This window comes from Variovorax paradoxus, assembly GCF_024734665.1.
Taxonomy (GTDB): Bacteria; Pseudomonadota; Gammaproteobacteria; order Burkholderiales; family Burkholderiaceae_C; genus Variovorax.
Map to the genome: position 1 here is coordinate 4,626,940 of NZ_CP102931.1, position 26,489 is coordinate 4,653,428.

The 26,489-nt window shown below is 66.7% G+C and carries 24 protein-coding genes; 18 read left to right on the top strand and 6 right to left on the bottom strand.

The genetic code is table 11. The features are described from left to right. The first annotated feature begins 3 nt into the window (after window positions 1–3). The 11 genes from NWF24_RS21900 to NWF24_RS21950 all read left to right on the top strand — a co-directional run bounded on the left by NWF24_RS21900 (window position 4) and on the right by NWF24_RS21950 (window position 8,606). The gene (locus NWF24_RS21900; protein ID WP_258350368.1) at window positions 4–984 is read left to right on the top strand and encodes a Bug family tripartite tricarboxylate transporter substrate binding protein; all 981 of its coding nucleotides are present in this window, start codon (window positions 4–6) and stop codon (window positions 982–984) included. 2 nt (window positions 985–986) lie between these two features. Continuing rightward, window positions 987–1,955, top strand: coding sequence for a succinylglutamate desuccinylase/aspartoacylase domain-containing protein (locus NWF24_RS21905; protein ID WP_375338402.1), 969 nt, complete (start codon window positions 987–989; stop codon window positions 1,953–1,955). 58 nt (window positions 1,956–2,013) lie between these two features. After that, window positions 2,014–2,595 (top strand): DUF1439 domain-containing protein, encoded by a 582-nt coding sequence (locus NWF24_RS21910; protein WP_258350370.1) that lies wholly within the window; start codon window positions 2,014–2,016, stop codon window positions 2,593–2,595. Continuing rightward, the gene (locus NWF24_RS21915) at window positions 2,592–3,596 is read left to right on the top strand and encodes a glycerophosphodiester phosphodiesterase (protein WP_258350371.1); all 1,005 of its coding nucleotides are present in this window, start codon (window positions 2,592–2,594) and stop codon (window positions 3,594–3,596) included. The genes NWF24_RS21910 and NWF24_RS21915 overlap by 4 nt, the downstream gene beginning before the upstream one ends. Next, window positions 3,593–3,871 (top strand): hypothetical protein, encoded by a 279-nt coding sequence (locus NWF24_RS21920; protein WP_258350372.1) that lies wholly within the window; start codon window positions 3,593–3,595, stop codon window positions 3,869–3,871. The genes NWF24_RS21915 and NWF24_RS21920 overlap by 4 nt, the downstream gene beginning before the upstream one ends. A gap of 37 nt (window positions 3,872–3,908) precedes the next feature. Beyond that, window positions 3,909–4,328, top strand: coding sequence for a hypothetical protein (locus NWF24_RS21925; RefSeq protein ID WP_258350373.1), 420 nt, complete (start codon window positions 3,909–3,911; stop codon window positions 4,326–4,328). A gap of 77 nt (window positions 4,329–4,405) precedes the next feature. Beyond that, window positions 4,406–5,881 (top strand): TolC family protein, encoded by a 1,476-nt coding sequence (locus tag NWF24_RS21930; RefSeq protein WP_258350374.1) that lies wholly within the window; start codon window positions 4,406–4,408, stop codon window positions 5,879–5,881. A 1-nt stretch (window position 5,882) separates the two neighbouring features. Further along, complete coding sequence (locus tag NWF24_RS21935; protein WP_258350375.1) at window positions 5,883–7,274, top strand: multicopper oxidase family protein; 1,392 nt, start codon at window positions 5,883–5,885, stop codon at window positions 7,272–7,274. Window positions 7,275–7,307: 33 nt separating this feature from the next. Continuing rightward, window positions 7,308–7,826: a cupredoxin domain-containing protein gene (locus tag NWF24_RS21940; protein WP_258350376.1), complete on the top strand. Its 519-nt coding sequence runs from the start codon at window positions 7,308–7,310 to the stop codon at window positions 7,824–7,826. 10 nt (window positions 7,827–7,836) lie between these two features. Continuing rightward, window positions 7,837–8,283, top strand: a complete 447-nt coding sequence (locus tag NWF24_RS21945; protein WP_258350377.1) for a DUF411 domain-containing protein — start codon at window positions 7,837–7,839, stop codon at window positions 8,281–8,283. Between the two features lie 32 nt (window positions 8,284–8,315). After that, the gene (locus NWF24_RS21950; RefSeq protein ID WP_258350378.1) at window positions 8,316–8,606 is read left to right on the top strand and encodes a copper-binding protein; all 291 of its coding nucleotides are present in this window, start codon (window positions 8,316–8,318) and stop codon (window positions 8,604–8,606) included. Between the two features lie 43 nt (window positions 8,607–8,649). On the opposite strand, the gene NWF24_RS21955 is transcribed toward NWF24_RS21950, so the two are convergent. After that, complete coding sequence (locus NWF24_RS21955) at window positions 8,650–9,951, bottom strand: NAD(P)/FAD-dependent oxidoreductase (RefSeq protein ID WP_258350379.1); 1,302 nt, start codon at window positions 9,949–9,951, stop codon at window positions 8,650–8,652. A 40-nt stretch (window positions 9,952–9,991) separates the two neighbouring features. On the opposite strand from NWF24_RS21955, the gene NWF24_RS21960 reads away from it, so the two are divergent. The 5 genes from NWF24_RS21960 to NWF24_RS21980 are packed head-to-tail and all read left to right on the top strand — an operon-like array spanning window position 9,992 to window position 15,160. Beyond that, window positions 9,992–11,020, top strand: coding sequence for a P1 family peptidase (locus NWF24_RS21960; RefSeq protein ID WP_258350380.1), 1,029 nt, complete (start codon window positions 9,992–9,994; stop codon window positions 11,018–11,020). Between the two features lie 16 nt (window positions 11,021–11,036). Continuing rightward, window positions 11,037–12,443 carry a TAXI family TRAP transporter solute-binding subunit gene (locus NWF24_RS21965; RefSeq protein WP_258350381.1) on the top strand — a complete coding sequence of 469 codons (1,407 nt, stop codon included), beginning with the start codon at window positions 11,037–11,039 and terminating at the stop codon, window positions 12,441–12,443. Then, window positions 12,433–14,232 (top strand): aminodeoxychorismate synthase component I, encoded by a 1,800-nt coding sequence (gene pabB / locus NWF24_RS21970; RefSeq protein WP_258350383.1) that lies wholly within the window; start codon window positions 12,433–12,435, stop codon window positions 14,230–14,232. Before NWF24_RS21965 ends, pabB begins: the two co-directional genes overlap by 11 nt. A 51-nt stretch (window positions 14,233–14,283) precedes the next feature. Further along, window positions 14,284–14,781 carry a MerR family transcriptional regulator gene (locus tag NWF24_RS21975; protein WP_258350384.1) on the top strand — a complete coding sequence of 166 codons (498 nt, stop codon included), beginning with the start codon at window positions 14,284–14,286 and terminating at the stop codon, window positions 14,779–14,781. Further along, window positions 14,699–15,160: a carboxymuconolactone decarboxylase family protein gene (locus NWF24_RS21980; protein ID WP_258350385.1), complete on the top strand. Its 462-nt coding sequence runs from the start codon at window positions 14,699–14,701 to the stop codon at window positions 15,158–15,160. The genes NWF24_RS21975 and NWF24_RS21980 overlap by 83 nt, the downstream gene beginning before the upstream one ends. A gap of 3 nt (window positions 15,161–15,163) precedes the next feature. Here NWF24_RS21980 and ettA read toward each other — a convergent pair whose 3' ends face one another. Beyond that, entirely contained in the window at window positions 15,164–16,825 is a 1,662-nt protein-coding gene (ettA, locus tag NWF24_RS21985; RefSeq protein WP_093058280.1) for an energy-dependent translational throttle protein EttA, read from the bottom strand. A gap of 300 nt (window positions 16,826–17,125) precedes the next feature. Here ettA and NWF24_RS21990 point away from each other — a divergent pair, with 300 nt between their 5' ends. Beyond that, a complete protein-coding gene (locus NWF24_RS21990; protein WP_258350386.1) occupies window positions 17,126–18,946 on the top strand; it encodes a DEAD/DEAH box helicase in 1,821 nt (606 codons plus the stop codon). Window positions 18,947–19,082: 136 nt separating this feature from the next. On the opposite strand, the gene NWF24_RS21995 is transcribed toward NWF24_RS21990, so the two are convergent. Continuing rightward, window positions 19,083–21,668, bottom strand: coding sequence for an ImpA family metalloprotease (locus tag NWF24_RS21995; protein ID WP_258350388.1), 2,586 nt, complete (start codon window positions 21,666–21,668; stop codon window positions 19,083–19,085). Between the two features lie 820 nt (window positions 21,669–22,488). Here NWF24_RS21995 and NWF24_RS22000 point away from each other — a divergent pair. Then, window positions 22,489–23,529 (top strand): endonuclease/exonuclease/phosphatase family protein, encoded by a 1,041-nt coding sequence (locus NWF24_RS22000; protein ID WP_258350389.1) that lies wholly within the window; start codon window positions 22,489–22,491, stop codon window positions 23,527–23,529. Window positions 23,530–23,539: 10 nt separating this feature from the next. Here the strand turns inward: NWF24_RS22000 and NWF24_RS22005 are convergent, their stop codons facing one another. The 3 genes from NWF24_RS22005 to NWF24_RS22015 all read right to left on the bottom strand — a co-directional run bounded on the left by NWF24_RS22005 (window position 23,540) and on the right by NWF24_RS22015 (window position 26,475). Continuing rightward, window positions 23,540–24,610 carry an ABC transporter ATP-binding protein gene (locus tag NWF24_RS22005; protein ID WP_258350390.1) on the bottom strand — a complete coding sequence of 357 codons (1,071 nt, stop codon included), beginning with the start codon at window positions 24,608–24,610 and terminating at the stop codon, window positions 23,540–23,542. A 135-nt stretch (window positions 24,611–24,745) separates the two neighbouring features. Further along, the gene (locus NWF24_RS22010; protein WP_093058276.1) at window positions 24,746–25,597 is read right to left on the bottom strand and encodes a carbohydrate ABC transporter permease; all 852 of its coding nucleotides are present in this window, start codon (window positions 25,595–25,597) and stop codon (window positions 24,746–24,748) included. Continuing rightward, complete coding sequence (locus tag NWF24_RS22015) at window positions 25,594–26,475, bottom strand: carbohydrate ABC transporter permease (RefSeq protein WP_093058275.1); 882 nt, start codon at window positions 26,473–26,475, stop codon at window positions 25,594–25,596. Before NWF24_RS22015 ends, NWF24_RS22010 begins: the two co-directional genes overlap by 4 nt. Between the last annotated feature and the right edge of the window lie 14 nt (window positions 26,476–26,489).

Here is a 26,489-nt window from a genome sequence, read left to right on the forward strand (position 1 = left end):
ACGATGCGTCTTCCCCGTGCTTTCTCCTCCTGTCTCGCCGTGATCCTGTGCGGCCTTGCCTGGGCCGCGGCCGGCCCGGCCAGTGCCCAGGCCTACCCGAACAAGCCAATCACGCTGGTGGTGGCCTACCCGCCGGGCGGCTCGACCGATCTCACCGGGCGTGCGCTCGGCGTCGAGTTGTCCCATCGCCTCGGCGTACCGGTAATCATCGACAACGTGGGCGGTGCCGGTGGCGCCATCGGCGCGCAGAAAGTCGCCAATGCCGCGCCCGATGGCTACACGCTGCTCGCCGGTGCCAGCAACGAAGTGGCGATCAACAGGCTGGTCAACAGCAACGTGAAGTACGAGCCGAAGGACTTCACCCCCATCGGCCTGATTGCCTCGCAGCCGCTGGTCCTGGTGGCCGCCCCGGGCGCCGGCGTGAAGAACACCGGCGAATTCCTCGCGCTGCTGAAGAAGAACCCCGGCAAGTACAGCTACGGCAGCTCCGGCGTCGGAACCTCGCTGCACCTGGCCGGCGAAATGCTCAAGCAGCAGGGCGGCGTGTTCATGACGCACGTGCCCTACCGCGGCGTGGCGCCGCTCACCAATGACCTTCTGGGCGGCAACATCGACTTCGGCGTGTTCGTCCTCTCCAGCGCCCTGCCCTACATCCGCAGCGGCAAGATGGTGGCGCTGGGCACCACCGAGGCCAGGCGCTCGGCCATCACGCCCGACCTGCCGGCGCTCAGCGAGAGCCCGAGCCTCAAGGGCCTGGACATCGGCGTCTGGTTCGCGCTGCTGGGGCCGGCGAAGCTGCCGGAGCCGGTGCTGGCCCGGCTGAAGACGGCACTGAACGAGACGCTGCAGTCGCCCGACTTCCGCAAGAAGATGGAAGCCACCAGCTCGGTCGTTCCGACGTCGAACGTGGACATCGACAAATTCCTGGTCACCGAGACCGCCAAATACAAGACCATCGTCAAATTCGCCAACATCAAGGAATGAGCTTGTCCACGCTGTTTCAACTCCCCGCCCCCGATCTTTCTGCCTGGCGCACAGGCAACACCGGCGTCGAAGGCGTCTGGCACTTCGAAGCCGAAGCGCCCGGCCGGCACGTGATGATCAGCGCGCTCGTGCACGGCAACGAAGTGTGCGGCGCCTGGGCGCTCAAGGGCCTGCTGGAGGCCGGCGTGCGCCCGCAGCACGGCACGCTCACGCTGGCGTTCTGCAACCTGGAAGCCTTCGACACCTTCGACGTGGCCGACCACGATGCCTCGCGCTTTGTGGACGAAGACCTCAATCGCCAGTGGTTGCCCGATCGCATCGAGGCCGGTGGCACGCGGGAGCGGCGTCGCGCCGCGGCGCTGCTGCCCTACGTGACCCAGGCCGACTGGCTGCTCGACCTGCACTCGATGCACGAGCCCTCGGCGCCGCTGACGCTCACCGGCATCCAGCCGCGCAACCTGCGGCTGGCGCAGGCAATGCGCAGCCCGGAGCACGTGGTCATCGACGCGGGCCACAAGGACGGCGTGCGCATGCGCGACTTCGGCCGGTTCGGCGCGCCCGATGCCGACGCGCAAAGCGACGCCCTCGCACTGCTGGTCGAATGCGGATTCCATGGCGACCCGGCCAGCCGCACCGTGGCGCAAGACCAGTGCGCGCGCTTCCTGCGGGCCGCCGGCACACTGGACGACGACGCCATCGCGCAACAACTGCCCGGCTGGCTGCAGCCGGACGCGCCCCGTCAGTGGGGGCTGGACGTGACCGGCCCGGTGGTGGCGCGCAGCGAGGACTTCCGCTTCGCGCAGCCCTTCACCGGCCTGGAAGTGATCGAACGCGCGGGCACCGTGATCGGCTGGAACGAGGGCGAACCCGTGGTCACGCCCTACGACGACTGCGTGCTCGTGATGCCTTCCACGCGCCAGGCCAAGCCCGGCGTGACGGTGGTGCGTTACGCCCGTCGCCGGCTCCTCTAGGGCCTCCCCGGGGGGCGGCTGGCGGGAACCTTTGCGGCTGTGGCAAGCTCGGGACGGTATGAACCTCCGCACCCCGTTCCCCACTTCCCGCCGTCGGGTACTGCGCGCGCTGCTGGGCGCCGCGGCCCTGCAGGCGCCCTTCGCGGCGCTGGCCGGCTTCAATTTCTTCACCAGCGAATACACCGCCACCCGCGACGAGCTGCAGACGCAGATCGCCAAGCGCTTTCCGGTGGCCGAGCGCTATGCCGAGATCTTCATGGTCGGGCTGCGCGATCCGCAGTTGGGCCTGGACGCACGCGGCAACCGCGCGGCCATCACGGCCACGCTGACCATCGCCAGCCCGCTGCTGGCGGCCTCGCCGGTGCAGGGCCTGGTGTCGGTCAGCAGTGCGCTGAGGTACGACCCGGCCACGCGCGCGCTGCGGCTCGACCAGCCCAAGGCCGAGCGCCTCGAGCTGCAGGGCATCGAAGGCCGCGACGCCGAGAGGCTGCAGAAGATCGGCGCCGTGGTCGCGCAGGAGCTGCTGCAGGGCCAGGTGCTGCGCAGCTTCACGGCCGACGAACTGACGGTCGGGCGCAAGACTTACGAGATTGGCGACATCACTGTGCAAGACAACGGGATCAAAGTGCAGCTCAAATGAAATACGCCTTTCTCTCTGCTGCCCTTTCCGCCCTGCTCATGGCCGGCTGCGCCGCCGTCCTGCCCACGGCCAAGCAGCACTTCGACCTCGAAGCCCATCGCGGCGGACGCGGGCTGGCACCCGAGAACACGCTGGCCGCGTTCTCCAATGCCGTCGACCTGGGCGTGACCACGCTCGAACTCGACATCGGGCTCACGGCCGACGGCGTGGTCGTGATCTCGCATGACACCTCGCTCAACCCCGACCACACGCGCGATGCGAGCGGCGCCTGGCTGGCCCCGAACACCGGCGCGGCCATTCGCTCGCTCACGCTGGCGCAGCTGCAGACCTACGACGTGGGCCGCCTCAACCCGGCGAGCAACTACGGCAAGCAGTTCGCGCTGCAGCAGCCGCGCGACGGCGAGCGCATTCCCACTCTGGCCGCGCTGTTCGCGCAGGTGCAGGCACGCGGCGCCGAGGCGGCCACGGTGCGCTTCAACATCGAGACCAAGATCGATCCGACAAAGCCCGAGGAAACCGCCGCGCCCGAGCCGATGGTGCGCGCGCTGCTCGTCGAGATCGACAAGGCGAAGATGGCCGACCGCGTGACGATCCAGAGCTTCGACTGGCGCACGCTGGCGCTGGTCGGCAAGCTCGCGCCGCAATTGCCCCGCGCCTACCTGACGACGCCCCGCACGCTGAAGGACAACCGCTGGACCGCCGGGATCGACGCGGCCGGCTTCGCCTCGGTGCCGCAGATGGTCAGAGCCGCTTCGGCCAACGCGCCGGGCCCGGTGATCTGGTCGCCGGCCTTTGCCGACCTCACGCCCACCGTCATCAAGGAAGCGCAGAAGCTCGGCCTGAAGGTGCTGCCCTGGACCGTGAACCAGCGCGCCGACATGCAGCGGCTGATGGACTGGGGCGCGGACGGGATCATCACGGACTACCCGGACATCCTGCGCGACCTGATGCGCGAGCGCGGGCTGTCGCTGCCGCCGCCCGGAAAGAACGGTAAGCAATGAGCGCCGCACAGCAACTCGACGCCATCGCCGCGCGCATCGCGGCCCTGCGCAGCGACGGCGGCGGCTCCGTCACCACGCTGTCGAACGAAGCCCGCGCCAGCACCGAACTGCTCGGCGCCCTGCCACCGCGCTACGGCGAGGTACTGCTGAGCCTGCTCGACCGGCTGGAGTCGAGCGCGCTCTTCAGCGAGGAAAGCTGCTCCTTCAGCCAGAAAGACCTGCTCGACAACCTGCAGGTGTGGGTGGACAAGGCCCGAGGCCAGCTGGTGTCTTGAACTGGCGCCTTGAAGCACAGGTTTATCATCCCGCCCCATGCGCACCCTGCTGCTCGCCCTCATGATCGCCCTGCTGCCCATCCGCGGCTGGCTCGGCGATGCCATGGCGGTCGAGATGGTGCGGCATTCGCTGCCGGCGGCTGAGGCGGCCGTGTCCATGGCGACTGCGGCTGCTGAAGCCCATTGCCACGAGGCGATGGATGACGGCAACAGCATGAACATGCAGATGGACATGGCAGACCACGCCGGTTCGCATGACAACCACAGCAGCAACGACGGCACTGGCCATCAAGGCTGCGGCACCTGCACCGCCTGCCAAGTCTGCCACACGGTGGCCCTTGGCGGCATGCCCCTCGTCGACATCGTGCACAGCGCACCCCAGGCGCCGCCTGCGGCACACGCAGCCCGCTTCGCAAGCGCAGAGCCCGCACAGGGCCTGAAGCCGCCCATTTCCTGATCTCCCTGCCCGTAGTCCGTCCGCAGTGAGCCCTTTCCGGCTCGCGGCGTCCGTCGTATTGCTCATGGAGATCGAGCGTGAACCCCATTGTTCGCCGGCAGCTTGCCGGCCCCCTTTGCTATCGAAGAAGTAGCACGCCGCTCAAACGCGCCGCTGCATTCGCAAGCGTCCTGATACTGGCCGGCTGCGCCAGCCTCTCGCCCGACGGAGGCTCTGCCGACGTGCAGGCGCTGGTCAACGGCAACCCGCTGATGGCGGGCACCACAGCCCAGCGCGCGCCAGACGAGGCTTCGCAAAAGAGCGTCGATGCCCTGCTCGCCAAGCCGCTGGACGTCGAAGCCGCGGTGCGCATCGCGCTCATCAACGGCCCGCGAGTGCAAGACGCCTTCGCCACCCTGCAACTGAGCGACGCCGACCGTGTGCAGGCCGCGAGCCTGCCGAACCCGGTGCTTTCCTTCAGCCGTCTGGCGCAGGGCAGTGAGCGCGAGTTCGAGCGGATGCTCAGCTTCAACGTGGTGGGCCTGGTCACGCTGCCATGGCAGGCCCGATGGGCTGGCCAACGGCACGAGGCGGCCAAGCTGCAGGCTGCGCAGAGCGTGCTGATGCTGGCCGCCGACACCCGCCGCGCCTGGGTGCGCGCGGTGGCAGCGCAGCAGAGCGTTGTCTACCTGCGCGATGCAAAGGAAGCAGCCGAAGCCGGCGCCGAGCTCGCGCATCGCATGGCCCAGGTCGGCAACTGGAGCGCGCTGCAGCGCACGCGCGAACAACTGCTGCTGGCCGATGCGTCCGCGCAGCTCGCGCGTGCCGAACAGGCGGCTGTCGCGAGCCGCGAGCAGCTCACGCGCCTGATGGGCCTGAGCGGCGCTCGCGCCAGCTACACCCTGCCCGACCGCCTGCCACCGCTGCCGCAAGCCGCGCCCGAACTGGGCGACGTGCAGGCGCTGGCGCTGCGCGACCGTCTCGACGTGCGTTCGGCGCAAGCGCAGAACACCGCCGTGGCCGGCTCGCTCGGCCTGACGCGGGCCACCAGCGTGATCAACGCGATGGAGCTCGGCGTAGTGCGCAACACCACCTTCGACAACGATGCCGACCGCACGAAAAAGACCAAGCGCGGTTTCGAACTCGACCTGCCCATTCCGATCTTCGACTGGGGCCAGGCCCGCAACGGCCGCGCCGAGGCGCAATACCTGCAGTCGGCCGCCCGCGTGCGCGACGTGGGCGTGCTCGCCGCGAGCGAGGCGCGCGAAGCGTGGCAAGGCTGGAACACCGCCTACGCCATTGCCCGCCGCTACCGCGACGAAGTGCTGCCGCTGCGCAAAAAGGTCAACGAAGAGATGGTCCTTCGCTACAACGGCATGCTCGCCAGCGTGTGGGAACTGCTCGGCGAAACGCGCGCCAGCATGCTCGCCGTGAACGCCGGCATCGAGGCGCAGCGCGATTTCTGGCTGGCGGACACCGATCTGCAGCTGGTGCTCACGGGCAGCTCGCCCGGTGGAATGACGGCTGCGCAGACCGCGTCGGCCAGTGACGCCCCCGCCACGGGAGGCCATTGAAATGAACCGTCGCAACTTCTTCGCAGGCGCAGCCACCGCTGTCGCCGCCACGTCCGTGAGCCGCGTGGCCATGGCCGCCCTGCCCGAACCCGTTTCGCAAGGCTCCACCGCCACGGCGGCGCCACTTGTGCCGCCGAACGGGCGCCCCTACAACCCCGTCGTCACGCTCAACGGCTGGACGCTGCCCTGGCGCATGAACGCAGGCGTCAAGGAGTTCCACCTGGTCGCCGAGCCCGTGGTGCGCGAGATGGCGCCCGGCTTCAAGGTCAACATGTGGGGCTACAACGGCCAGTCGCCCGGCCCAACCATCGAGGTGGTCGAGGGCGACCGCCTGCGCATCTTCGTGACCAACCGGCTGCCCGAGCACACCACCGTGCACTGGCACGGCCAGCGCCTGCCCAACGGCATGGACGGCGTGGGCGGCATCACGCAGCCGCACATTCCGCCGGGCAAGACCTTCGTCTACGAGTTCACCGCGCGCCGGCCCGGCACCTTCATGTACCACCCACATGCCGACGAGATGGTGCAGATGGCGATGGGGATGATGGGCTTCTGGGTCACGCATCCGAAAGAGAGCCATCCACTCATCGACCCGGTGCAGCGCGACTTCTGCTTCCTGCTCGGCAGCTTCGACGTGGAGCCCGGCAGCGCCACGCCCAAGGTCAACACCATGACCGACTTCAACATCTGGAGCTTCAACAGCCGCGTGTTCCCGGCCATCGACACGCTGAACGTGCGCAAGGGCGACCGCGTGCGCATTCGCGTGGGCAACCTCACGATGACCAACCACCCCATTCACATCCACGGCCACGAGTTCGAAGTGACCGGCACCGACGGCGGCCCCGTGCCGCGCACCGCGCGCTGGCCGGAGGTGTCGGTGGATGTCGCGGTAGGCCAGATGCGGCAGATGGAATTCATCGCCGACGAGGAAGGCGACTGGTCGCTGCACTGTCACAAGGCGCACCACACCATGGGGCCGATGGGCCACGACGTGCCGACCATGATCGGCGTGGACCACAAGGGCGTGGCCGAGAAGATCCGCAAGCTCGTGCCCGACTACATGGTGATGGGAGACAAGGGCATGGCGGACATGGGCGAAATGGAAATGCCCATTCCCGACAACACCGTGCCGATGATGACGGGCACCGGCCCCTTCGGATCGGCCGAGATGGGCGGCATGTTCACGCTGCTGAAGGTGCGGCGCGACCAGAAGCCTGGCGACTATCGCGACCCGGGGTGGTTCAAGCACCCGCCTGGCACCGTCGCGCGCGAAGTACCGAACGCGAACATGCCACCGGCCACGCGCAAGGAAACACCCGCGCCGTCGATGAAGAACAGCAGCCCCGACGCAACCGTGCGCAAGCCCTCCGGGTCTGGCGCACACAACCACTGATTCCTTTACCCCTTCCTCTCTGGAGCTCAACTCATGAACAAGACACTCATCAAGTCCATCGCCGCGGGCCTCGTGCTCGCGGCCGCCTCCACTGCTTCGCTGGCCCACGAGGCCCACAACGGCCCCAAGCCCAAAGGCGCCGCCGCGCTCGCGCCTGAGCAGAAAGCCTGGGGCATCGCGGGCAAAGCCAGCGCGGTGAAGCGAACCATCGACATCGCGATGGCCGACGACATGACCTTCACGCCCTCGGTCATCGAAGTGCGCGAAGGCGACACCATCCGCCTGCGCCTGAAGAACCGTGGCAAGGAACTGCACGAACTCGTGCTCGGCACCACCGCCGAGATCGAGGCTCACGCGGCCATGATGAAGAAGTTCCCGGACATGGAACACGACGACCCGTGGATGGTGCACGTGCCCGCCGGCAAGACCGGCGACATGGTCTGGACCTTCAACCGCGCCGGCGATTTCGACTTCGCCTGCCTCGTGAAAGACCACTACGAACTCGGCATGGCCGGTCGAATCCGCGTGCTGCCTGCCGCCGGCAAATCCTGAAGGAGAACCCATGCAACGAAGAAACCTGCTGCTGGCACTGGCTTCCACTGCCGTGCCTTTCACTGCGATGGCTGCGGCGCCGATGGTCGAGATCTGGAAAGACCCGAACTGCGGCTGCTGCCAGGACTGGGTCAAGCATCTCAACAAGAGCGGCTTTGCCACGCGCGTGCACGACGAAGGCAACGCTGCCGCGCGCACCCGCCTGGGCGTGCCCGCCAAGCTGGGCTCGTGCCACACGGGCCTCGTCGGAGGCTACGCCATCGAAGGCCATGTGCCGGCGCGCGAGGTGCAACGGCTGCTCAAGGAAAAGCCCAAGGCCATCGGCCTCGCCGTGCCCGGCATGCCGGTCGGCTCGCCAGGCATGGATGGCCCCTCCTATGGCGACCAGCGCGATCCCTACGACGTGCTGCTGGTGCTGGCCGACGGCAGCACGCGCATCTATCAAAGCTATCGCTGAATCAACCAATTGCCGAGGAAAGCAAACTCATCATGAAGAAACTGTTCACCGCACTCTCTGCCGCCCTGCTCGCTGCATCCGCCTTCGCGCAGGCCGCCTTGCCAACCGTCGAAGGCGAGGTCCGCAAGGTCGACACCGACGCGAAGAAGATCACGCTGAAGCACGGCGATATTCCCAACCTCGAGATGACGGGCATGACGATGGTCTTCCGCGTGAGCGACCCCGCGTTGCTCACGAAGGTGAAGCCCGGCGACAAGGTGCAGTTCACGGCCGACAAGGTCGACGGCGCACTCACGGTGCTGTCGATAGCTCCGGCGAACTGAGCTTCGTCTGCGTGCGTCTTGCGGAACTGGAGCGCGGCGAACTCTAGGACTGGAAGCGCCCCGGATCGAAAGGCGCCAACGGTATCTCCGCAGCAACTCCCGCGAGCAGCTGCGCCGCCAGCCTCCCCGTGCGCGCCGAGCCGCACAGGCCGACGTGGCCATGCCCGAAGGCCAGCACGATGTCGGCGCTGGCACCTGACGGGCCGATGCAGGGCAGCCCGTCGGGCAGGCTCGGGCGGTGTCCGAGCCAATGCTTCACGGAAGGCGCGCCCGGCGCGGGCCGTGCAAGCGACGGAAACATCGATTGCAGATGCTCGTACAGGATTTCGGCGCGGCGCCAGTCGGGCGCCGCTTCGAGGCCCGCGATCTCGACCTGCCCTGCCGCGCGCAGGCCGCCGTCCATCCAGTGCGCGATGAGCTTGCCGTCGGCCACCATGGTCGGCGTGCGCGGGCCGGCCGTGGCGTCTTCGACGACCACGTGGTAGCCGCGCTCCGACTCCAGCGGCACCGCGGAGCCGGCCGCTGCGGCCAGCGGACCTGAGCGGGCACCGGCGCAGATGGCGGCGCCGTCGCAGGCGATTTCGCCGGCCTCCGTTTGCACCGCGCGCAGACGGCCGCCCTCGATGCGAAAACCCGTCGCGCGGGCGGCGACGCGTTCGGCACCCGCATCGACTGCATGCCGCGCCAGGGCCGCCACGTAGGCGCCCGGATTGCGGCAGTGCCCGGCTTCGGGCACGAAGATGCCGAGCGTGTAGCGCGCTGCCAGATCGGGCTCGCGGCGGCGCAGTTCATCTTCCGGCCATTCCTCCCACTGGACGCCGACGCGCCGGCGCACGCGCCAGCCCAGCGCATCGCCATCGAACTCTGCGCGCGAACGGTAGGCGTGCAGCAGCCCGCGCCGCTCGATGAACTGCGGCACGCCAGCCTCGGCGGCCAGTTGCGCATGCAGCGCGGGCGCGTCGGCCAGCAGCGTGCGCAGGGCATCGGCTGTACGCTGCACGCGCGCCTCGGTCCAGCCCGAGGCCAGATAGCGCAGCAGCCATGGCAGGGCGCGCGGCAGGTAGCGCCAGCGCAAGGCGAGCGGCCCGAGCGGGTCGGCCAGCCAGCCCGGCACCTTGCGCCAGGCCCCCGGCAGTGCGGGCGGCACCACGGAGTGCGACGACAGCCAGCCGGCGTTGCCGTAGCTCGTGGCATGCGGACCGCCCGGCTCGCCGGGCTCCACCACCGTCACGCGCAGGCCCGCGCGCAGGGCTTCGATGGCGGTGGCGCTGCCCACCGCGCCCGCGCCGATCACCACGACATGACGGCGGCCGCCGTCGGGGGAGAAACTTCTTGCAACTGTCATGGTGGGGATCGTAGAGGGTGCGGTCTCATAATCGGCCGCCATGTCTGCCCCGTCTTCCACCCCCACTCAATCCGCCGGTTCCATCACCGACGTCGCCGGCATCGAGGTCGGCCACTTCTCCGACACCCGCCGCCCCACCGGCTGCACCGTTGTCATGGCGCGCGACGGCGCCGTGGCCGGCGTGGACGTGCGCGGCGCCGCACCCGGCACGCGCGAGACCGACCTGCTCGCACCCGGCAACCTCGTGCAACAGGTGCACGCCGTGATGCTCGCGGGCGGCAGCGCCTGGGGCCTGGCGGCGGCCGACGGCGCGATGCGCTGGATGGAAGAACGCAACATCGGCATGGACGTGCGCTTCGGCACGCTGCCCATCGTGCCGGCCGCCGTGCTGTTCGACCTGCCCATGGGCGACGCACGCATCCGCCCCGACGCCGCGGCCGGCTATGCCGCCTGCGAGGCCGCGAGCACCTCGGCGCCCGCCGAAGGCAACGTGGGCGCCGGCACCGGCGCGCTGGTAGGCAAGCTCTTCGGAGTGCAGCGCGCGATGAAGGGCGGCATCGGCACCGCATCGGTCACGGTCGGCGGCGTCACGGTGGGCGCACTGATTGCGGTGAACTCGCTGGGCGACGTGATCGACCACAACACCGGTCAGCCCGTGGCCGGCGCGCGCACCGAAGACGGCAAGGCGCTGCTCGACACCCGCCGCGCCCTGCTGCGCGGCGACAGCCCCAAGCCGCTACTGGCGGGCACCAACACCACCATCGGCGTGATCGCAACCGACGCGGTGCTGACCAAGGTGCAGGCCAACCGGCTCGCCATGGTCGCGCACGACGGGCTGGCGCGCGCCATCAACCCGGTGCACACCATGAGCGACGGCGACACGCTGTTCGCGCTGGCCACCGGCCGCGTGCCGCTGGAAGGCAACGCTCCCGGCATGACGGTGCTCAGCACCATGGCCGCCGAGGCGGTGGCCATCGCCACGCTGCGCGCGGTGCATGCGGCGCGCACGGTGACGGTGGGCGAGCTGCACATTCCCTGCGCGGCGGATCTCGCCGCAGCGCGTGGCTGAACACGAGAAGACCATCATGGCGTTCCCCAGAACCCTGAAGCTGATCCTGCTGTCGATCCGCGACCTGATCGCCTCGGCAGGGCCGATCATTTTCATCGTCATCGGCCTGCTGATCGCCGCCTACTGGTGGCTCCAGCCGCAGCCGCCCAAGCACGTGACGCTGGCCACCGGCCCCACGGGCAGCGCCTATGCGCAGTTCGGCAAGCGCTATGCCGAAGCGCTCAAGCACAGCGGCATCGAGGTGGAACTCAAGCCCACCTCGGGCTCGACCGAGAACCTGCAGCTGCTGCGCACCGGCGGGGCCGACGTGGCTTTCGTGCGCGGTGGCAGCGCCGACCCGGTGGCCGACGAAGAGGCCGGCCTCACCTCGCTCGGCAGCCTGTTCTACGAGCCGATCTGGCTCTTCTACCGTGCCGACTCGGCGCAGAAGATCGACCGCAAGACCGGCACTCTGACCACCCTTGCCCAATTGCGCGGCCTGCGCGTGAACATTGACCTGCAGGGCAGCGGGCTTCCAGACATCATGGAGCGCCTGCTCAAGGCCAACAGGCTCGGCCCCGAAGACCTGCTGCTGTCGAACCTCGAACAGGCGTCGGCCGCCGAGGCGCTGCAGGCCGGCCTTCTCGATGCCATCGTGCTGTCTTCCGCGCCGCAATCGCCGCAGGTGCAACGGCTGCTGCGTTCGGACGACATCAAGCTCATGGACTTCGGCCAGGCCGACGCCTACTCGCGGCGCTTTCCGTTTCTCTCGGCGGTGACGCTGCCGCGCGGTGTGGTCGACCTGTCGAAAGACCTGCCGCCGCACGACGTGGCGCTGCTCGCTGCCACCACCTCGCTGCTGTCGCGCGACGAGACCCATCCGGCCCTGCGCCAGCTGTTCGCGCAGGCGGCGCAATCGGTGCACAGCGGCGCCGGCTGGTTCAACCGGGCGCGCGACTTTCCCAACACCCGCACCAGCGAACTACCGGTGAGCCCCGAAGGCGACCGCGCCATCAACGGCACGCCGCCGATCTGGCAGCGCTACCTGCCCTTCTGGGCCAGCAACCTGGTCGAGCGCATGTGGCTGGTGCTGGGCGGCCTGCTGGTGCTGATGCTGCCGCTGAGCCGCGTGGTGCCGCCGCTGTACCAGTTCCGCGTGCGCCGGCGCGTGTTCCGCTGGTATGCGCGGCTGCGCGATATCGAGGCCAAGGTCGATGCAAAGACCGAAGTGAAAGAGGCCGAACAGAAGTCCCTGCTCGAAGACCTCGACCAGCTCGACCGCACGGTCAACAAAGTAGCGGTGCCGCTGTCGTATGCCGACGAGCTCTATGCGCTGCGCAACAACATCTATGCGGTGCGCAAGCGGGTGCTGGCCCGTGCGCCACAAAGCGGCAGTGCGGGCGGCGGGGCCGGACCGACGACCGCGGCGAACGATGCCGCCTGATGGCGCCCTGCATTCGACCTTGCGCACGCTGATCGATTTCGCACAGCCGCACGGCGAAGGTGCATGCCGGCTGCGCCTGTCTTTCGGTGCGCCGTCGCGCGTGCTGGTGGCGCGCGAGGCTGCCGAAGTGCGGCCCGCACTCGAAGCCGTCGAGGCGATGGCGCGTGAGGGGCGCTGGTGCGTGGGGTATCTGCGCTACGAGGCTGCGGCGGCCTTCGATCCCGCATTCGCGGTGCATGTAGCGGACGGGCCGTTGGCCTGGTTCGGCGTTCATGACGAAGCGCAGCCCTGGCCGGAAGCCCGAAGCGATGCTTCGCCGGTGCCCACGGTGGATTGGCAAGACAGCCTCTCGCGCGCCGATTTCGACCAGCGCATGCAGGCCATCCACTGCGCAATTGCGAACGGCGAGCTCTACCAACTCAACTACACCGCCCCGTTGCATGCCGGCTTTCATGGCGATGCGCGCGACTGGTTTCTTGCGCTGCGGCAGGCGCAGCCCGACGGCTACACCGCCTTCATCGACACCGGCGAAGAGCAGGTGCTGTCGGTGTCGCCCGAACTCTTCTTCGACTGGCACGGCGATCGCATCCTGACGCGCCCCATGAAAGGCACAGCCCCGCGCGGCGCCACGCCCGCCGAAGACGAGGCGCTGGCGCAGCGGCTGCGCACCGTGCCGAAGGAGCGGGCCGAGAACGTCATGATCGTGGACCTGATCCGCAACGATCTCTCGCGCGTCGCCCGGCCTTTCTCGGTCCGTGTGCCGCGGCTGTTCCACACCGAGGCGCTGCCGACGGTGTGGCAGATGACGTCGGATGTCGAAGCCCTCGTGCGCGAGGGCACCGCGCTGGCCGACGTGTTCGGGGCGCTGTTTCCGTGCGGCTCGATCACCGGAGCGCCCAAGGTCAGCGCGATGCGCATGATCCGCGAGCTGGAGCCCGAGGCGCGCGGTGTGTACTGCGGCGCCGTGGGCGTGGTGCAGCCCGGCGGGCATGCGACTTTCAATGTGCCGATCCGCACCGTGACACTGCGCGGTGGCGAGGCGCGTTGCGGCATCGGAAGCGGCATCACGGCCGATGCGCGGGCCGATGCCGAGTGGGAGGAGTGGCGGCACAAGCGTGCCTTCCTGTCGCACGCGAAGCGACCCGCTGATCCGCCTTTCGAGCTGCTCGAAACACTGGCGCTGGCAAACGGCGAGTTGCGCGATGCACCAGCGCATCTCGCACGTATGGCAAACGCCGCCCGGCATTTCGGCTACGCGTGGAACGAAGCGCTCGTCGCCGCGTGCCTGCATCGTCTTCAAGCACAGCACGCGAGCGGCACTTGGCGCGTGCGCCTGCTGCTCGACGCGCAAGGCACGCCCCGCGCCGAAGCCTTCGCTATGGAAGCGCCGCCCGCGCGCGTGCAACTGCAACTCGCCGCGCGCGCATTCGACGAGGCCCAAAGCGACTTCACCCGCTTCAAGACCACCCGCCGCGCCCACTACGAAGCCTTCGCACCCCCCGCCCCGGGCGTGTTCGACACCCTGCTCTGGAACCGCGACGGCGAGATCACCGAATGCACGCGCGGCAACATTGCCCTACGGCTCGACGGCCGCTGGGTCACGCCGCCCTTGCACTGCGGCTTGCTGAACGGCATCGGCCGCGCAGGCCGCGTGCGCAGCGGCCAGCTTGCCGAAGCGGTCGTCCGGGTGGACGATCTACCCCGGGTGCAAGCGCTGGCCTTCGTGAACAGCCTGCGCGGCTGGCTGGATGCCGATCTGAGTGCCGACCTGAACGTCCCGCAAAAATAGTTCGACAAAGCGCTTGACTTAGAGCGCGCTCTAATTTCGAGAATCAACGCCATGGAAACCAGTCTGACCATTGCGGAAGTCGCAGAGCGAACCGGCCTGACGGCCTACACGCTGCGCTACTACGAACGCATCGGGCTGATTGCCGCGGTGCCGCGTGCACCGGGCGGTCAGCGGCGCTATGCGAGCGCCGACATGGACTTGCTGGATTTCCTGTTGCGCCTGCGCGAGACCGGCATGTCCATCCAGGGCATGCAGGCCTTCGTCAGGCTTCGAAGCCAGGGGGACGCCAGCGTCGGCGAACGGCGCGAGATGCTCGAACAGCACCTTGCCGAAGTTCAGGCCCGGGTGGCAACGCTGCAGCAATCCATGCAGGCGCTGTCGCTCAAGATCGACCACTACCGCGAGGTCGAGAAGACGAAGAAGCGTCCTCCTCTATCGGGCAAAGCCCGGGAAGGAAAGACGAACAATGACGAACACACAGAACCAGGGCCACAACGACAACCTGCGCTACACGCGTGGCCTGGCCAAGCTCCAAGAGATCGACGGTGAAGGCGGCGTCAAGGTGGTTGAGAGCCTGGCCGGCATCGCGCCGGACTTCGCCCGCCTGGTGATCGAGTTTCCGTTCGGCGACGTCTACTCGCGCCCCGGCCTCGACCTGCGCTCCCGCGAGATCGCGACCGTGGCCGCGCTCACTGCCATGGGCAATGCCGCGCCGCAGTTGAAGGTGCACATCCACGCTGCGCTGAACGTCGGCGTGACGCGCGACGAGGTGCTCGAGGTCATCATGCAGATGGCGGTGTACGCGGGCTTCCCGGCGGCACTGAACGGCCTCTTCGCCGCACGCGAGGTGTTTGCAGCGGACGATGAAAAAAGCGCGCAGTCCCTTGCGGAACCGCGCGCTCTTGCTGAAGCGACCGAAGCCGCCTGAGGCTTACTTCAGGGCCTTGTAGCGCATGCGCTTGGGCTTGGCGCCTTCTTCGCCAAGGCGCTTCTTCTTGTCGGCTTCGTACTCCTGGTAGTTGCCGTCGAAGAAGGTCCACTGGCTGTCGCCTTCGGCGGCCAGGATGTGCGTGGCGATACGGTCGAGGAACCAGCGATCATGGCTGATCACCATGACCGTGCCGGCGAATTCGAGCAGCGCGTCTTCGAGCGCGCGCAGCGTTTCCACGTCGAGGTCGTTCGAGGGTTCGTCAAGCAGCAGCACGTTACCGCCCGCAATCAGCGTCTTGGCCAGGTGCAGGCGGCCGCGTTCACCGCCCGACAGCGTGCCGACCTTCTTCTGCTGGTCGGCGCCGTTGAAGTTGAAGCGGCCCGCATATGCGCGGCTGGCCATCTGGAACTTGCCGACGTTGATGATGTCGAGACCGTTCGAGATGTCTTCCCACACGGTCTTCTGGTTGGCCAGCTCGTCGCGGTGCTGGTCGACGAAAGCCATCTTCACGGTCTGGCCGATGACGACCTCGCCCGAATCCGGCTTTTCCTTGCCCGCGAGCAGCTTGAACAGCGTCGACTTGCCGGCGCCGTTCGGGCCGATGATGCCGACGATGGCGCCTGGCGGCACGGTGAAGCTCAGATTGTCGATCAGCATGCGGTCGCCGAAGGACTTGCTGACGCCGTGGAACTCGAACACCTGCTGACCCAGCCGCTCCGCCACCGGAATGAAGATCTCCTGCGTTTCGTTGCGCTTCTGGTATTCCATGTCGCTCAGCTCTTCGAAGCGGGCCAGGCGGGATTTGCTCTTGGCCTGGCGTGCCTTCGGGTTCTGGCGCGACCACTCCAGTTCCTTCTTCAGCGCCTTGGCGTGGGCTTCTTCGCTCTTCTGCTCCTGCGCCAGGCGTTCGCCCTTCTGCTCGAGCCAGGTGCTGTAGTTGCCCTTCCAGGGAATGCCGCGACCACGGTCCATTTCCAGGATCCACTCGGCCGCGTTATCGAGGAAGTAGCGATCGTGGGTGATGGCCACCACGGTGCCCGTGAAGCGCTGCAGGAACACTTCGAGCCATTCGACAGATTCGGCGTCCAAATGGTTGGTCGGCTCATCGAGCAGCAGCATGTCGGGCTTGCTCAGCAGCAGGCGACACAGCGCCACGCGGCGCTTTTCGCCGCCCGACAGCACGCCGATCTTGGCGTCCCAGGCCGGCAGGCGCAGGGCGTCAGCGGCAATTTCGAGCTGGTGTTCGGAATCGGTGCCGGCGGTGGCGATGATGGCTTCGAGCTGGGCCTGCTCGGCCGCCAGCGCGTCGAAGTCGGCGTCTTCGGCACCATAGGCGATGTACACCTCTTCGAGGCGCGCCTTGGCCGCAAACACCGCGCCCATGGACTCTTCGACCGACTCGCGCACCGTGTGCTCGGTGTTGAGCTTGGGTTCCTGCTCCAGATAGCCGATCGTCATCCCCGGCATGGGCAGCGCCTCGCCCTCGAACTCCTTGTCCACACCCGCCATGATCTTGAGCAGCGTGGACTTGCCCGAGCCGTTCAGGCCGAGCACGCCGATCTTGGCGCCGGGGAAGAAAGAGAGCGAAATGTCTTTCAAGAGCTGCCGCTTGGGCGGCACGGTCTTGCTGACACGGTTCATCGAATAGACGTATTGAGCCATGTGTGGGTAGTTACCTTGGGTAGCGGGGATTCAGGGAAAGCGCGGCTGCCGGAATGCGGGCATTCAGGCGCGGCAAACCACTGATTATCGACTCATGCGACAATAGGCCCCGTTGCCGGGTCCAGTTGCCCGCAACACCGGCTCTCTGCCGGGGACGAAGAAAGCTCCATTTCAACCCTTTTGCGAGGGTGGACTTTCCGGCTCCCACCCCTGACCTTCATCTGCCTTGACTGGCTCGGCGTCAACAAGACGCCAAGCGGGCCGATGCCACTGCGCCGTGTATGGCGCTTATTGTTTCCAATGAATTTTGATGAACTGAAGCTGGCTCCCGCCATCTTGAAGGCTGTGCACGAGCACGGTTACGACACCCCCACCCCCATCCAGGCGCAAGCCATCCCCGCCGTTCTCGACGGCCACGACCTGCTCGGCGGCGCCCAGACCGGCACCGGCAAGACGGCCGCCTTCACGCTGCCGATGCTGCACAAGCTCAGCATGAGCCGCAGCGCCACCAACAAGTTCGGCGGCACCGGCATCCGCGCCCTCGTGCTGACCCCCACGCGCGAACTCGCGGCCCAGGTCGAAGAGTCCGTCCGCACCTACGGCAAGTACCTGCAACTCGACTCCACCGTGATCTTCGGCGGCGTCGGCATGAACCCGCAGATCAGCAAGCTCAAGAAGGGCGTCGACATCCTCGTGGCCACCCCCGGCCGCCTGCTCGACCTGCAGCAGCAAGGCATGCTCGACCTGAGCCAGGTCCAGATGCTGATCCTGGACGAAGCCGACCGCATGCTCGACATGGGCTTCATCCACGACGTGAAGAAGATCCTGGCCCTGGTGCCCAAGGAAAAGCAGAGCCTGCTGTTCTCGGCCACCTTCAGCGACGAAATCCGCGACCTCGCGGCCACGCTGCTGAAGAACCCGCAAAGCATCCAGGTCACGCCGCGCAACACCACCGTGCAGCGCATCACCCAGGTGATCCACCCCGTGGGCCGCGGCAAGAAGAAGGCGCTGCTCGCGCACATCATCAACGAGAACAAGTGGAGCCAGGTGCTCGTGTTCACGCGCACCAAGTTCGGCGCCAACAGCGTGGCCGAATTCCTGACCAAGAACGGCATCGAGGCGATGGCGCTGCACGGCAACAAGAGCCAGAGCGCGCGCACGCAGGCGCTGGCCGGCTTCAAGAGCGGCGACATCCGCGCGCTGGTGGCCACCGACATCGCGGCCCGCGGCATCGACATCGACGAGCTGCCGCACGTCGTGAACTACGAGATTCCGAACGTCAGCGAAGACTACGTTCACCGCATCGGCCGCACCGGCCGCGCCGGCTCGAGCGGCGAGGCCGTGAGCTTCGTGTGCCTGGACGAAGAAGGCTTCATGCAGGAAATCGAACGCTTCACCAAGCAGACGATTCCGGTGCAGATCGTCGAGGGCTTCGGTCCTGAAGAAGGCGAACGCGCCGAACCCATCGCCATGGGCCGCCAGACCATCTGGGGCGGCGCAGGCCGGCCGCCGAGCCGCGACGTGATGCAGGCAGCCGCCAAGGCCGCCCGCACCGAGATGCTGCAACGCATTCGCGAGAACAAGGCCGGCCAGGGTGCTGGCAACGGCGGTGGCGGTGGTGGCGGCAATGGCGGCGGTCAACGTCGTGGCGGTGGCCAGGGCGGCGGCGGTCAAGGCCGCAATGCCAGCAACGGCGGCGGACAGGGTCAAGGCCAGGGTCCGCGCGGCCAGGGCGCGCGCCCGCCGCAGGGCCGCGGCCCGCAAGGTCCGGCACGCACGCCGCACCATGCCCCGCAGCACCAACAAGGCCATCTGCCGCATGACGAGCGCCAACCGCGCCATCACGGCAACAGCCACAGCCCGACGCAAGCCAACCAGGTCGCGCACCTGCGCGCCGAAGCAGTCGCAGGCGGCGCCGGCCAGCCGGATCCGTTGCGCACCAGCGTCGACCACATGGGTGGCGGCCGCGGACGCGGTCGCCCGGGTGGTGGCGGCGGTGGTGGCTATGGCGGCGGCAACCGTTCGGGGGGTGGTGGCGGCGGTGGCGGTCGCTCGGGTGGTGGCGGCTACGGTGGTGGCAACCGTTCCGGTGGCGGTGGTGGCCGTTCGTTCGGTCGCTGACATGCGCGGGTAGCGCCAGCTACCCGCCCCCTTTGCGACACAGGCCCGGGCGGTTCAGGGAACCCAGGCAAATGCCGGGCTTGAGAGCCGGATGGATTCATCATCGATCCGCCCCATCAAGTCCCGGGTTGAACACCTAGAACGGCCAGGCGGCCGGCTTTGACGCCGTCATGTCGATCCTGACAGTCGTGTCATGGTTGTTGGTGTTGTTGTTGGCATAGAACAGCGCGGCCTCCTTCGCAAAACCGTAGCTGCTCACCTGAGCAGCAGCAGCGGCCGAATAGGTGATGCCCCACAGATCGAATGTCGCCCGTTGGTCGCGTTCCGTCATCCAGGATAGCGCGATGAGCAGATTGTCATTGCCATTCAGATCCCCAGGGCGGATCGTGTAGTTCCCGTATCCCAGTTTGGCCTTGTAGGCAGCCCAATCGGCCCGGGCGAGCAGACGCTGGTGCAGGTAGAGCTGGGTGAAGATCTCCCATCCGCGCGTCCTGTCACCCGTGCGCTCTGCCCAATAGTGGACCCACTGGATGTAGAACGCCATGCGCTCCCCGTTCTGCGCCGCATAGTCGGCCGAGCCCCAGATGCGGCGATAGGCGCCCTGAACAGGGTCTGCCTCGGCGCGAGCGGCCACGATCATGTCGAACGCCGACCGATAGCCGACTCGGTCTTTCTCCAGATCAACGCCAAGCTCCCGCAGCAACCGCCAGTTCTTGTGCAGCGGGAACATGTTGTTGGAGACCTCCACGCTGCGGCCAGCGTAGACGTTGAGGACGTTCTGTTGCAGGTTGTGCCCCAACTCGTGGCTTTCGCCCCAGCCACGCGGACTGAACCCCCAGGAGATGTCGGCAGGGTTGCCCGCGCAACCGCTCCCGCATTTGGCATAGAGATCGACGTTGAAGTGCTGAACGCCGGGAAGCCGGTGCAGGTTGTCGCTGGTGCAGTCCCACCCCCACGCCGTGCAATTCTTCAGTACTGCTGTCGGTAGCGACTTGCCCGAAACCGCAAGGCCAGCCAGCTGGTAGGCATCTTCAATCACGTAAGTGCGCAACTCCTTCAGATAGCGATCGAGATCGCTGCCGTAGCCGGAGTCCTTCAAGGCTTCTTTCATCTTGTCTACACGCGTGTGAACTTCAACGCCTGGCAGCTTGATCTCAGCCCAGTCGAAGGCTGTGGCATTGAACTTCGCGATGAAGTCAGCGACCTTGCCGCCGTTGGAAAGATCGAGAAAAGGATGCTGGGCAACGCCGCGAATACGCAGCCGGACCTTGGCATCGGCAGGCGCACCGGCAAACACCAGTTGCAGTGTTCCTCCATACGGACTCGTGATGTAGGTGACGGCCTGTGCGTTGAGCGCGATGGCTGGACTTCGCACAAACCGGGGACGGTCGTACTTGTCGGACCACAGCTTCGTCGATTTGGGCTCCTGGATATTGATCTGCAAGGAAAGAGTCGCGCCTGCAGCATCGACCACCTGGACGGCCAGGGTCTTTCCGGGAATCGCGAAGCGCCCCAGCGCCGTGAAGCCGGACTCCTGCGTCAACGGAATGGTCACCACCTCATCGGTCGCCGACACCTCGAACCGAGCTGCCGCCCCGTTCATGAACGTGCCAAGATCCGGCTGGGCACCGCCCGTGGGTCGAACATAGGCAACCAGACTGTCGGCCACCACTGCCTGCATGAAGGCCCCAGCCTGGCGCTCCTTGCTCATCGGGTATTTGATTCCCCGTCGCGTGACATCGGCCCAGAGCACGAGCAGACGATAGAGGTTCGTCGAGGGCTGCTCGAAGACATTGCGACCGGAGAGACTCAAGGCGTCGATCTTCTCCCGGAACAGCTCTGCAGGTGCAAGCACATCGCTCGTGAGGCCGGCAACCATGCTGCAGTCGTCGTCCCTGCATGCGCCCCAGTCGTAGTCGGCGCGCCAGTCGTTCTCGACCATCCTGCGCAGCAGCGGCAGGACGCCGGCAAACTGGGCCACCGCAACCTTGTTCGCAGCGGCAGTGCGCCCCGGTGCAACGGCGTCGGCGGCGAAGAAATTGCCGCCGTACCCGCCAAGCAGCATACCCATGCCAGCCAGCATCTTGAGGCTCGCTTTGTTGTCGCCCCAGGATTTCGTATGAACGTACAGGACCGGTTGGCCCGATGCCAGCAGTTGAGCCACCTGTGTCTCAAGCACAGGGTTGTCCGTGACGTCGGAGCCCAGCAACAGCAATTGCGAGCCATTGCCGCAGTTGCCTGTGACCGAGAAATCGCACGCCGTCGCAGATACTTCCACCCCGGCGCGTTTGAAGCCGTTCTCCACCGCCGCCGGATCGATGCCTGAGTAACTCAGCTTGATCGAGCTCGGCAGCGGCTTCGAGGCGTCTGCCGTGAGCAGCCAGCTCAGCAAGCGCCGGAACGCCGGTGCATGCGCGAGGTTCGCAGACTGCTCGAACTGATGGAGGATGTTCGCGCCGTAACCCGCGCTACGGCCACCTGCTGCAATGCTCAAGCTGGCAAGAACCTTGCCCTTGTCGCCGACGATCAAAGGCTGGGCGTTCTCGACGTTCGCCGGCAGCACGAACTGGGAATGTTTGCTCGGCTCGTATTCGCTGCTCTCGGCACCGTACAGCGCCGTTGGCAAGGCCGCTTGCCGGGCCGAAAGCTCCTTCGCGAAATCGATGGCGCACCTTGCCAGGGCCGCAGCGTCTGTCAGGCCCTCCGGGTCACCGCTCAGCAAGGCGAGATCGATGGCCTTCGAGCAGAAGACCGGCGCAGGCTCCGCTGGGAGACCGGGTGCCAGCCCCTCCGGCTGACGAGTCGCCGGCGGATTCGAGGATGCGCTTGCCTCCGCCCCCGGCGCTGTTGCCGTAGATGTCGCTGCGCCCGAACCCGTGAAGAAAGCGCTGCCGGCGCCCCCATCGCTTCCACCTCCGCATGCAGTCATGAGCCCTGCGAGGCACGCCCCCGCCAAGTACCTGGAAAAAATGATCGGCATTGTCATGCCCGTTCCTCTCTTTTTTTGATGATCCTCAAGCCATGAAGAATGCGACGTGCTTGCATCGCATCACCCGGCCCTCCTCTTGTTCGATGGCACGGCCAATGACGCTCAAGGCTCCGGTCCGCGCAATTGCCCGGCGCGAAGGAATTGGAGCGACAGGTTGGCTTGGCGCGAAGGCGTAAGCCAACGCAAATGCCGAAGCAGTTGCAATGCATGGAGACACCTGGAACCTGAAGAATCCAGGCGCCTCGCATCGCTGCCTTGATTTGGCACGCTTCTTTCGAACTCTTGAAGTTTGCCTAGCGGAATTGTTAAACCGGTGAAGCGGGCAGATAGTTCACGACATCCGTTGAAAAATACCGGAAATCGCACGACGTCCTGGAGACCTCGCCGGCCCTGCTCCTGCGCCTCGCCCCAAGCATGGAGCATCGTCAGTCCGGGCAGACGTGATGACTAGACTGCTGCCTGGCAGTATCAACGTCGGCAGTATCTGCAGGTCATGGTCTGGTGCGGCAACGCGGAGGCAGCAAATGACAACTCAAGCCACAATTGTCACGCCATGCAATACATCCCACCCAACTACGCCACCCTCTTCGTAGCCACCTGCAATCTCCTCAATCTCGCGGCCCCGAACCGCGTGTACTACGAGAACCAGGACGCCTACACCGAGCGCGAGTACGAGCGAAAGATCGACTGGACCGGCGAGCGCTTTCACGCGCTCAACGCCGACGTGCTGGCGGTGCAGGAGGTGTGGGACGAATCGGCACTCAAGGCGGCCATCGCGCGCAGCGGGCTGCGCTACGACTTCGTCTCGGTGCCCGGCGCCGAGAACACGCCACCGCCCGGCAGCCCCGAGGGCACGCCTGCGCGAACTGGCGCACAAGGCACGCCGCGCGTGGGCATCGTCACGCGGCTGGTGGTGGACGAGGTCCGCTCCTTCGTCGACTTTCCACCGGGCTTCGGTGTCGACGTGCCGGGGCTCGGTGCGCACACACGCTTCGAGCGGCCTCCCCTGCTGGTCACGGTGCGCATGAAGCACGGCCAGCTAGTGCATGTGCTCACGGTGCACCTGAAGTCCAAGCGCCCGAAGTTCCTGCAGGACGCGCAGGGCAACCACCTCGAAGACCGCGACGACCGCAAGGTAGGCGTGATGGCGTCGCTGCGCTCACTGCTGATGCGCGGCGCGGAGGCCGCGGCCCTGCGCTGCATCGTCATCGATCTGCTGCAGGGCACGAACGTACCGCTCGTGGTGATGGGCGACTTCAACGACAACCCGCACAGCGTGACCACGCAGCTCGTGGCCGCCACCTCCGAAGTGGCCTACGACAAGGCCGCGCGCGATGTGGCGCTGTTCAACGCCTACGAAATGCAGGGCGAGTCGGCGCTCAAGAAGGACGTGGCGTACTCGCACATCCACCAGGGCTTTCCGGATGTGCTCGACCAGATCCTCGTGAGCGAGGAGTTCGTCGCCAGCAGCCGGCACAGCCTGGGCGACGTGCGGCGTGTCGACTACTTCAACGACCACCTGCACGAAGGGCGCGACCGCTCGCGCTCCGATCACGGCTTCGTGCGCGCCCTGTTGCGGCTGCGCACGGCCTGACCCTCGCGATTCAGCCCATGCGACGGCCGGTCTGCCGGTCGAACATGTGCACGCTCTCGGCCTCGATGGCCAGCCGCACGGTGTCGTCCGGTCCGGCATCGACGCGGCCATGCACCGCGAGCACCAGCTTGGCTTCGCCGACCTGCACCAGCAGTTCGGTCTCCGCGCCCGTGGGCTCGACCACGATCACCCTGGCCTCCACGCCGTGCGAGCCGCCGCCGAGCGTCATGTCGCCGGGCCGGATGCCGTAGTGCACCGGCTGGCCGTCGGGCGCCGAGGTGCCGATGGGAACCGGCCAGCGCGCGCCCTGCGATTCGACCCAGCAGTCGCCGCCCGAACGCCGCACCGTGCCTTCGATGACGTTCATCGACGGCGAGCCGATGAACTGCGCAACGAACAGGTTGTCGGGCCGGTCGTACAGGTCCAGCGGCGTGCCGATCTGCTCGACGATGCCGTCGTGCATCACGACGATGCGGTCGGCCATGGTCATGGCCTCGATCTGGTCGTGCGTCACGTAGACGGTGGTGGTCTTCAGGCGCTGGTGCAGCGCCTTGATCTCGGCGCGCATCGCCACGCGCAGCTTGGCGTCGAGGTTCGACAGCGGCTCGTCGAACAGGAACACCTTCGGGTCGCGCACGATGGCGCGGCCCATGGCCACGCGCTGGCGCTGGCCGCCCGAGAGCTCGCGCGGATAGCGGCCCAGCAGCGCATCGAGGTTGAGAATTTTTGCAGCCCTGGCCACGCGCTCGTCGGTCACCGACTTCTCGGCGTTGCGCAGCCGCAGGCTGAAACCCATGTTCTCGCCCACCGTCATGTGCGGGTACAGCGCGTAGCTCTGGAACACCATGGCGATGTCGCGGTCCTTCGACTCGAGGTCGTTGACCACGCGGCCGTCGATGATGATCTCGCCGCCGCTGATGTCTTCCAGGCCCGCGAGCATGCGCAGCAGCGTCGACTTGCCGCAGCCCGAGGGGCCGACCAGCACGACGAACTCGCCGTCGGTGATGTCGAAGCCCAGGCCCTTGATGATCTGGACCTTGCCGAAGGATTTCTGGATATTGCGAAAGGATACTGATGCCATGGGGATCTCTCTTCAGTGTGTCGTTTGCATCTGGGGTCCTTCGCGGAACACCGCGGAACCGGCTTTGCCGGGCCGCTGGTGTTGCCCCCTGCAAGGGGGTTGGCGAAGCGACACGAAGTGCGCGAAGCTTGGGGGTTAGCTCTTTACTGCGCCGGCGGTGAGGCCGCCGACCATGTAGCGCTTGAATGCGTAATAGATCGCCGCAGGCGGCAGTGCGTAGATGAGGCCGGTGGCCATCAGCAGTTCCCACGGCGAATCGTCGGCCGACAGGAAGTTGCCCAGCGCCACCGCCAGCGTCACGCTCTTGTCGTTCGACAGCAGCAGGAAGGCATAGAGGTACTCGTTCCAGGCCAGCAGCAGCGAATACGTGCCCACGGCCACCAGCGACGGCACCATCAACGGCAGGTACACGAGGCGAAACAGCTGCAGCGGAGAGGCGCCGTCCATGCGCGCGGCTTCGTCGAGCTCGTAGGGCAGCTTGTCCGACGCCTGCTTCAGCACCCAGATGCAGTACGGCGAGGCAATGGTCACCATCGCGAGAATCAGCGCCCACTGGCTGTTGAGCAGGCCGTAGTTGCCCATGGTCTTGTACATGGGCACGGCCAGGAACGCCGCCGGGATGAAGTACGTGAACAGCGCCAGGTTCATCACCGTACGCCCGCCACGCACGCGCAGCCGGCTGATCGCGAAGGCTGCCGTGGTCGCGACGAAGAGCGTGATCGCGCCCACCGATACCGCGATCAGCAGCGAGTTCCACAGCTGCAGCCAGAAGTGGTCGAGGTAGAAGTGCTTCTGCTGGAACACGATGCGGAAGTTGTCCAGCGTCGGGTTCTTGGGCCACAGGTGGCCCGAGGTCGCCGAGTCTTTGGACGAGATCGCGAACAGCACCATGTGATAGACCGGGATCAGCGTCCACAGCAGCACCGGAATGCCGATGAGCAGCAGCTTGGCCTCGGTCGCCACGGCCTTGGGGGTCCAGCGCTTCATTTCGAGAGCCTCTTCATCATGAAGTACACGAGCGGCAGCACCAATGGAAGGGCTACGACGATGGATGCCATCGACAGGTCGACCTGGTCAAGCCGCAGGTAGCGGATGCCCAGCGTGGCAAGCACATGCGTCAGGTCGGCGGGGCCACCACCGGTGAGCAGATAGACGCTGTTGAAATCGCCCAGCGTCCAGATCATCGAGAGGATCAGCGAGGTGATGTAGAGCGTCTTGAGCGCAGGCCAGCTCACGAAGCGGAATTTCTGCCACGAAGATGCGCCGTCGACCGAAGCCGCTTCATATTGCTCGGTGGGAATGGCCAGCCGCCCCGCCACGAGGATGAGCGTCCAGAACGGCAGCGACTTCCACACATGCACCACCATCGCGAAACTCAGCGCCAGCGCAGGGTCGTTGAGCCAGTTGGGACCATCGGCGCCGGTCAGGCGAAAGATGGTGCTGTTGATCACGCCCCACTCCGGGTTCAGCATGAAGCGGATCGACAGGATGGTCGGAATCGAGGGCATCGCCCACGGGAGGATGAAGATCGCCGAAATGATCTTGATCCACCAGCGAGACGTTACGAAGAAGCCCGAGAGCACCAGCGCCACGAGCATCTTGAGGTTGATCGCCACGACCAGGAAGATGGCGGTGTTGATCACGGAGCGGAAGAAGATCGGGTCTTCGACCAGCTTCACGTAGCTTTGCGGATGGCGGGCGAGCCAAAGCCCGTAGCCCACCGGGTACAGCACGAACACCACGAACACCAGCAGGTAGGGCACGACCATGACCGCGCCCCAGAACTGCCAGCGCGCATGCCGCGCCCCGAGATTGACGACAGGCGCCGGTGTGGTCGACGCGGCGGCGGTGGCAGTGGCGCTCATGGCATGCAGCTGCT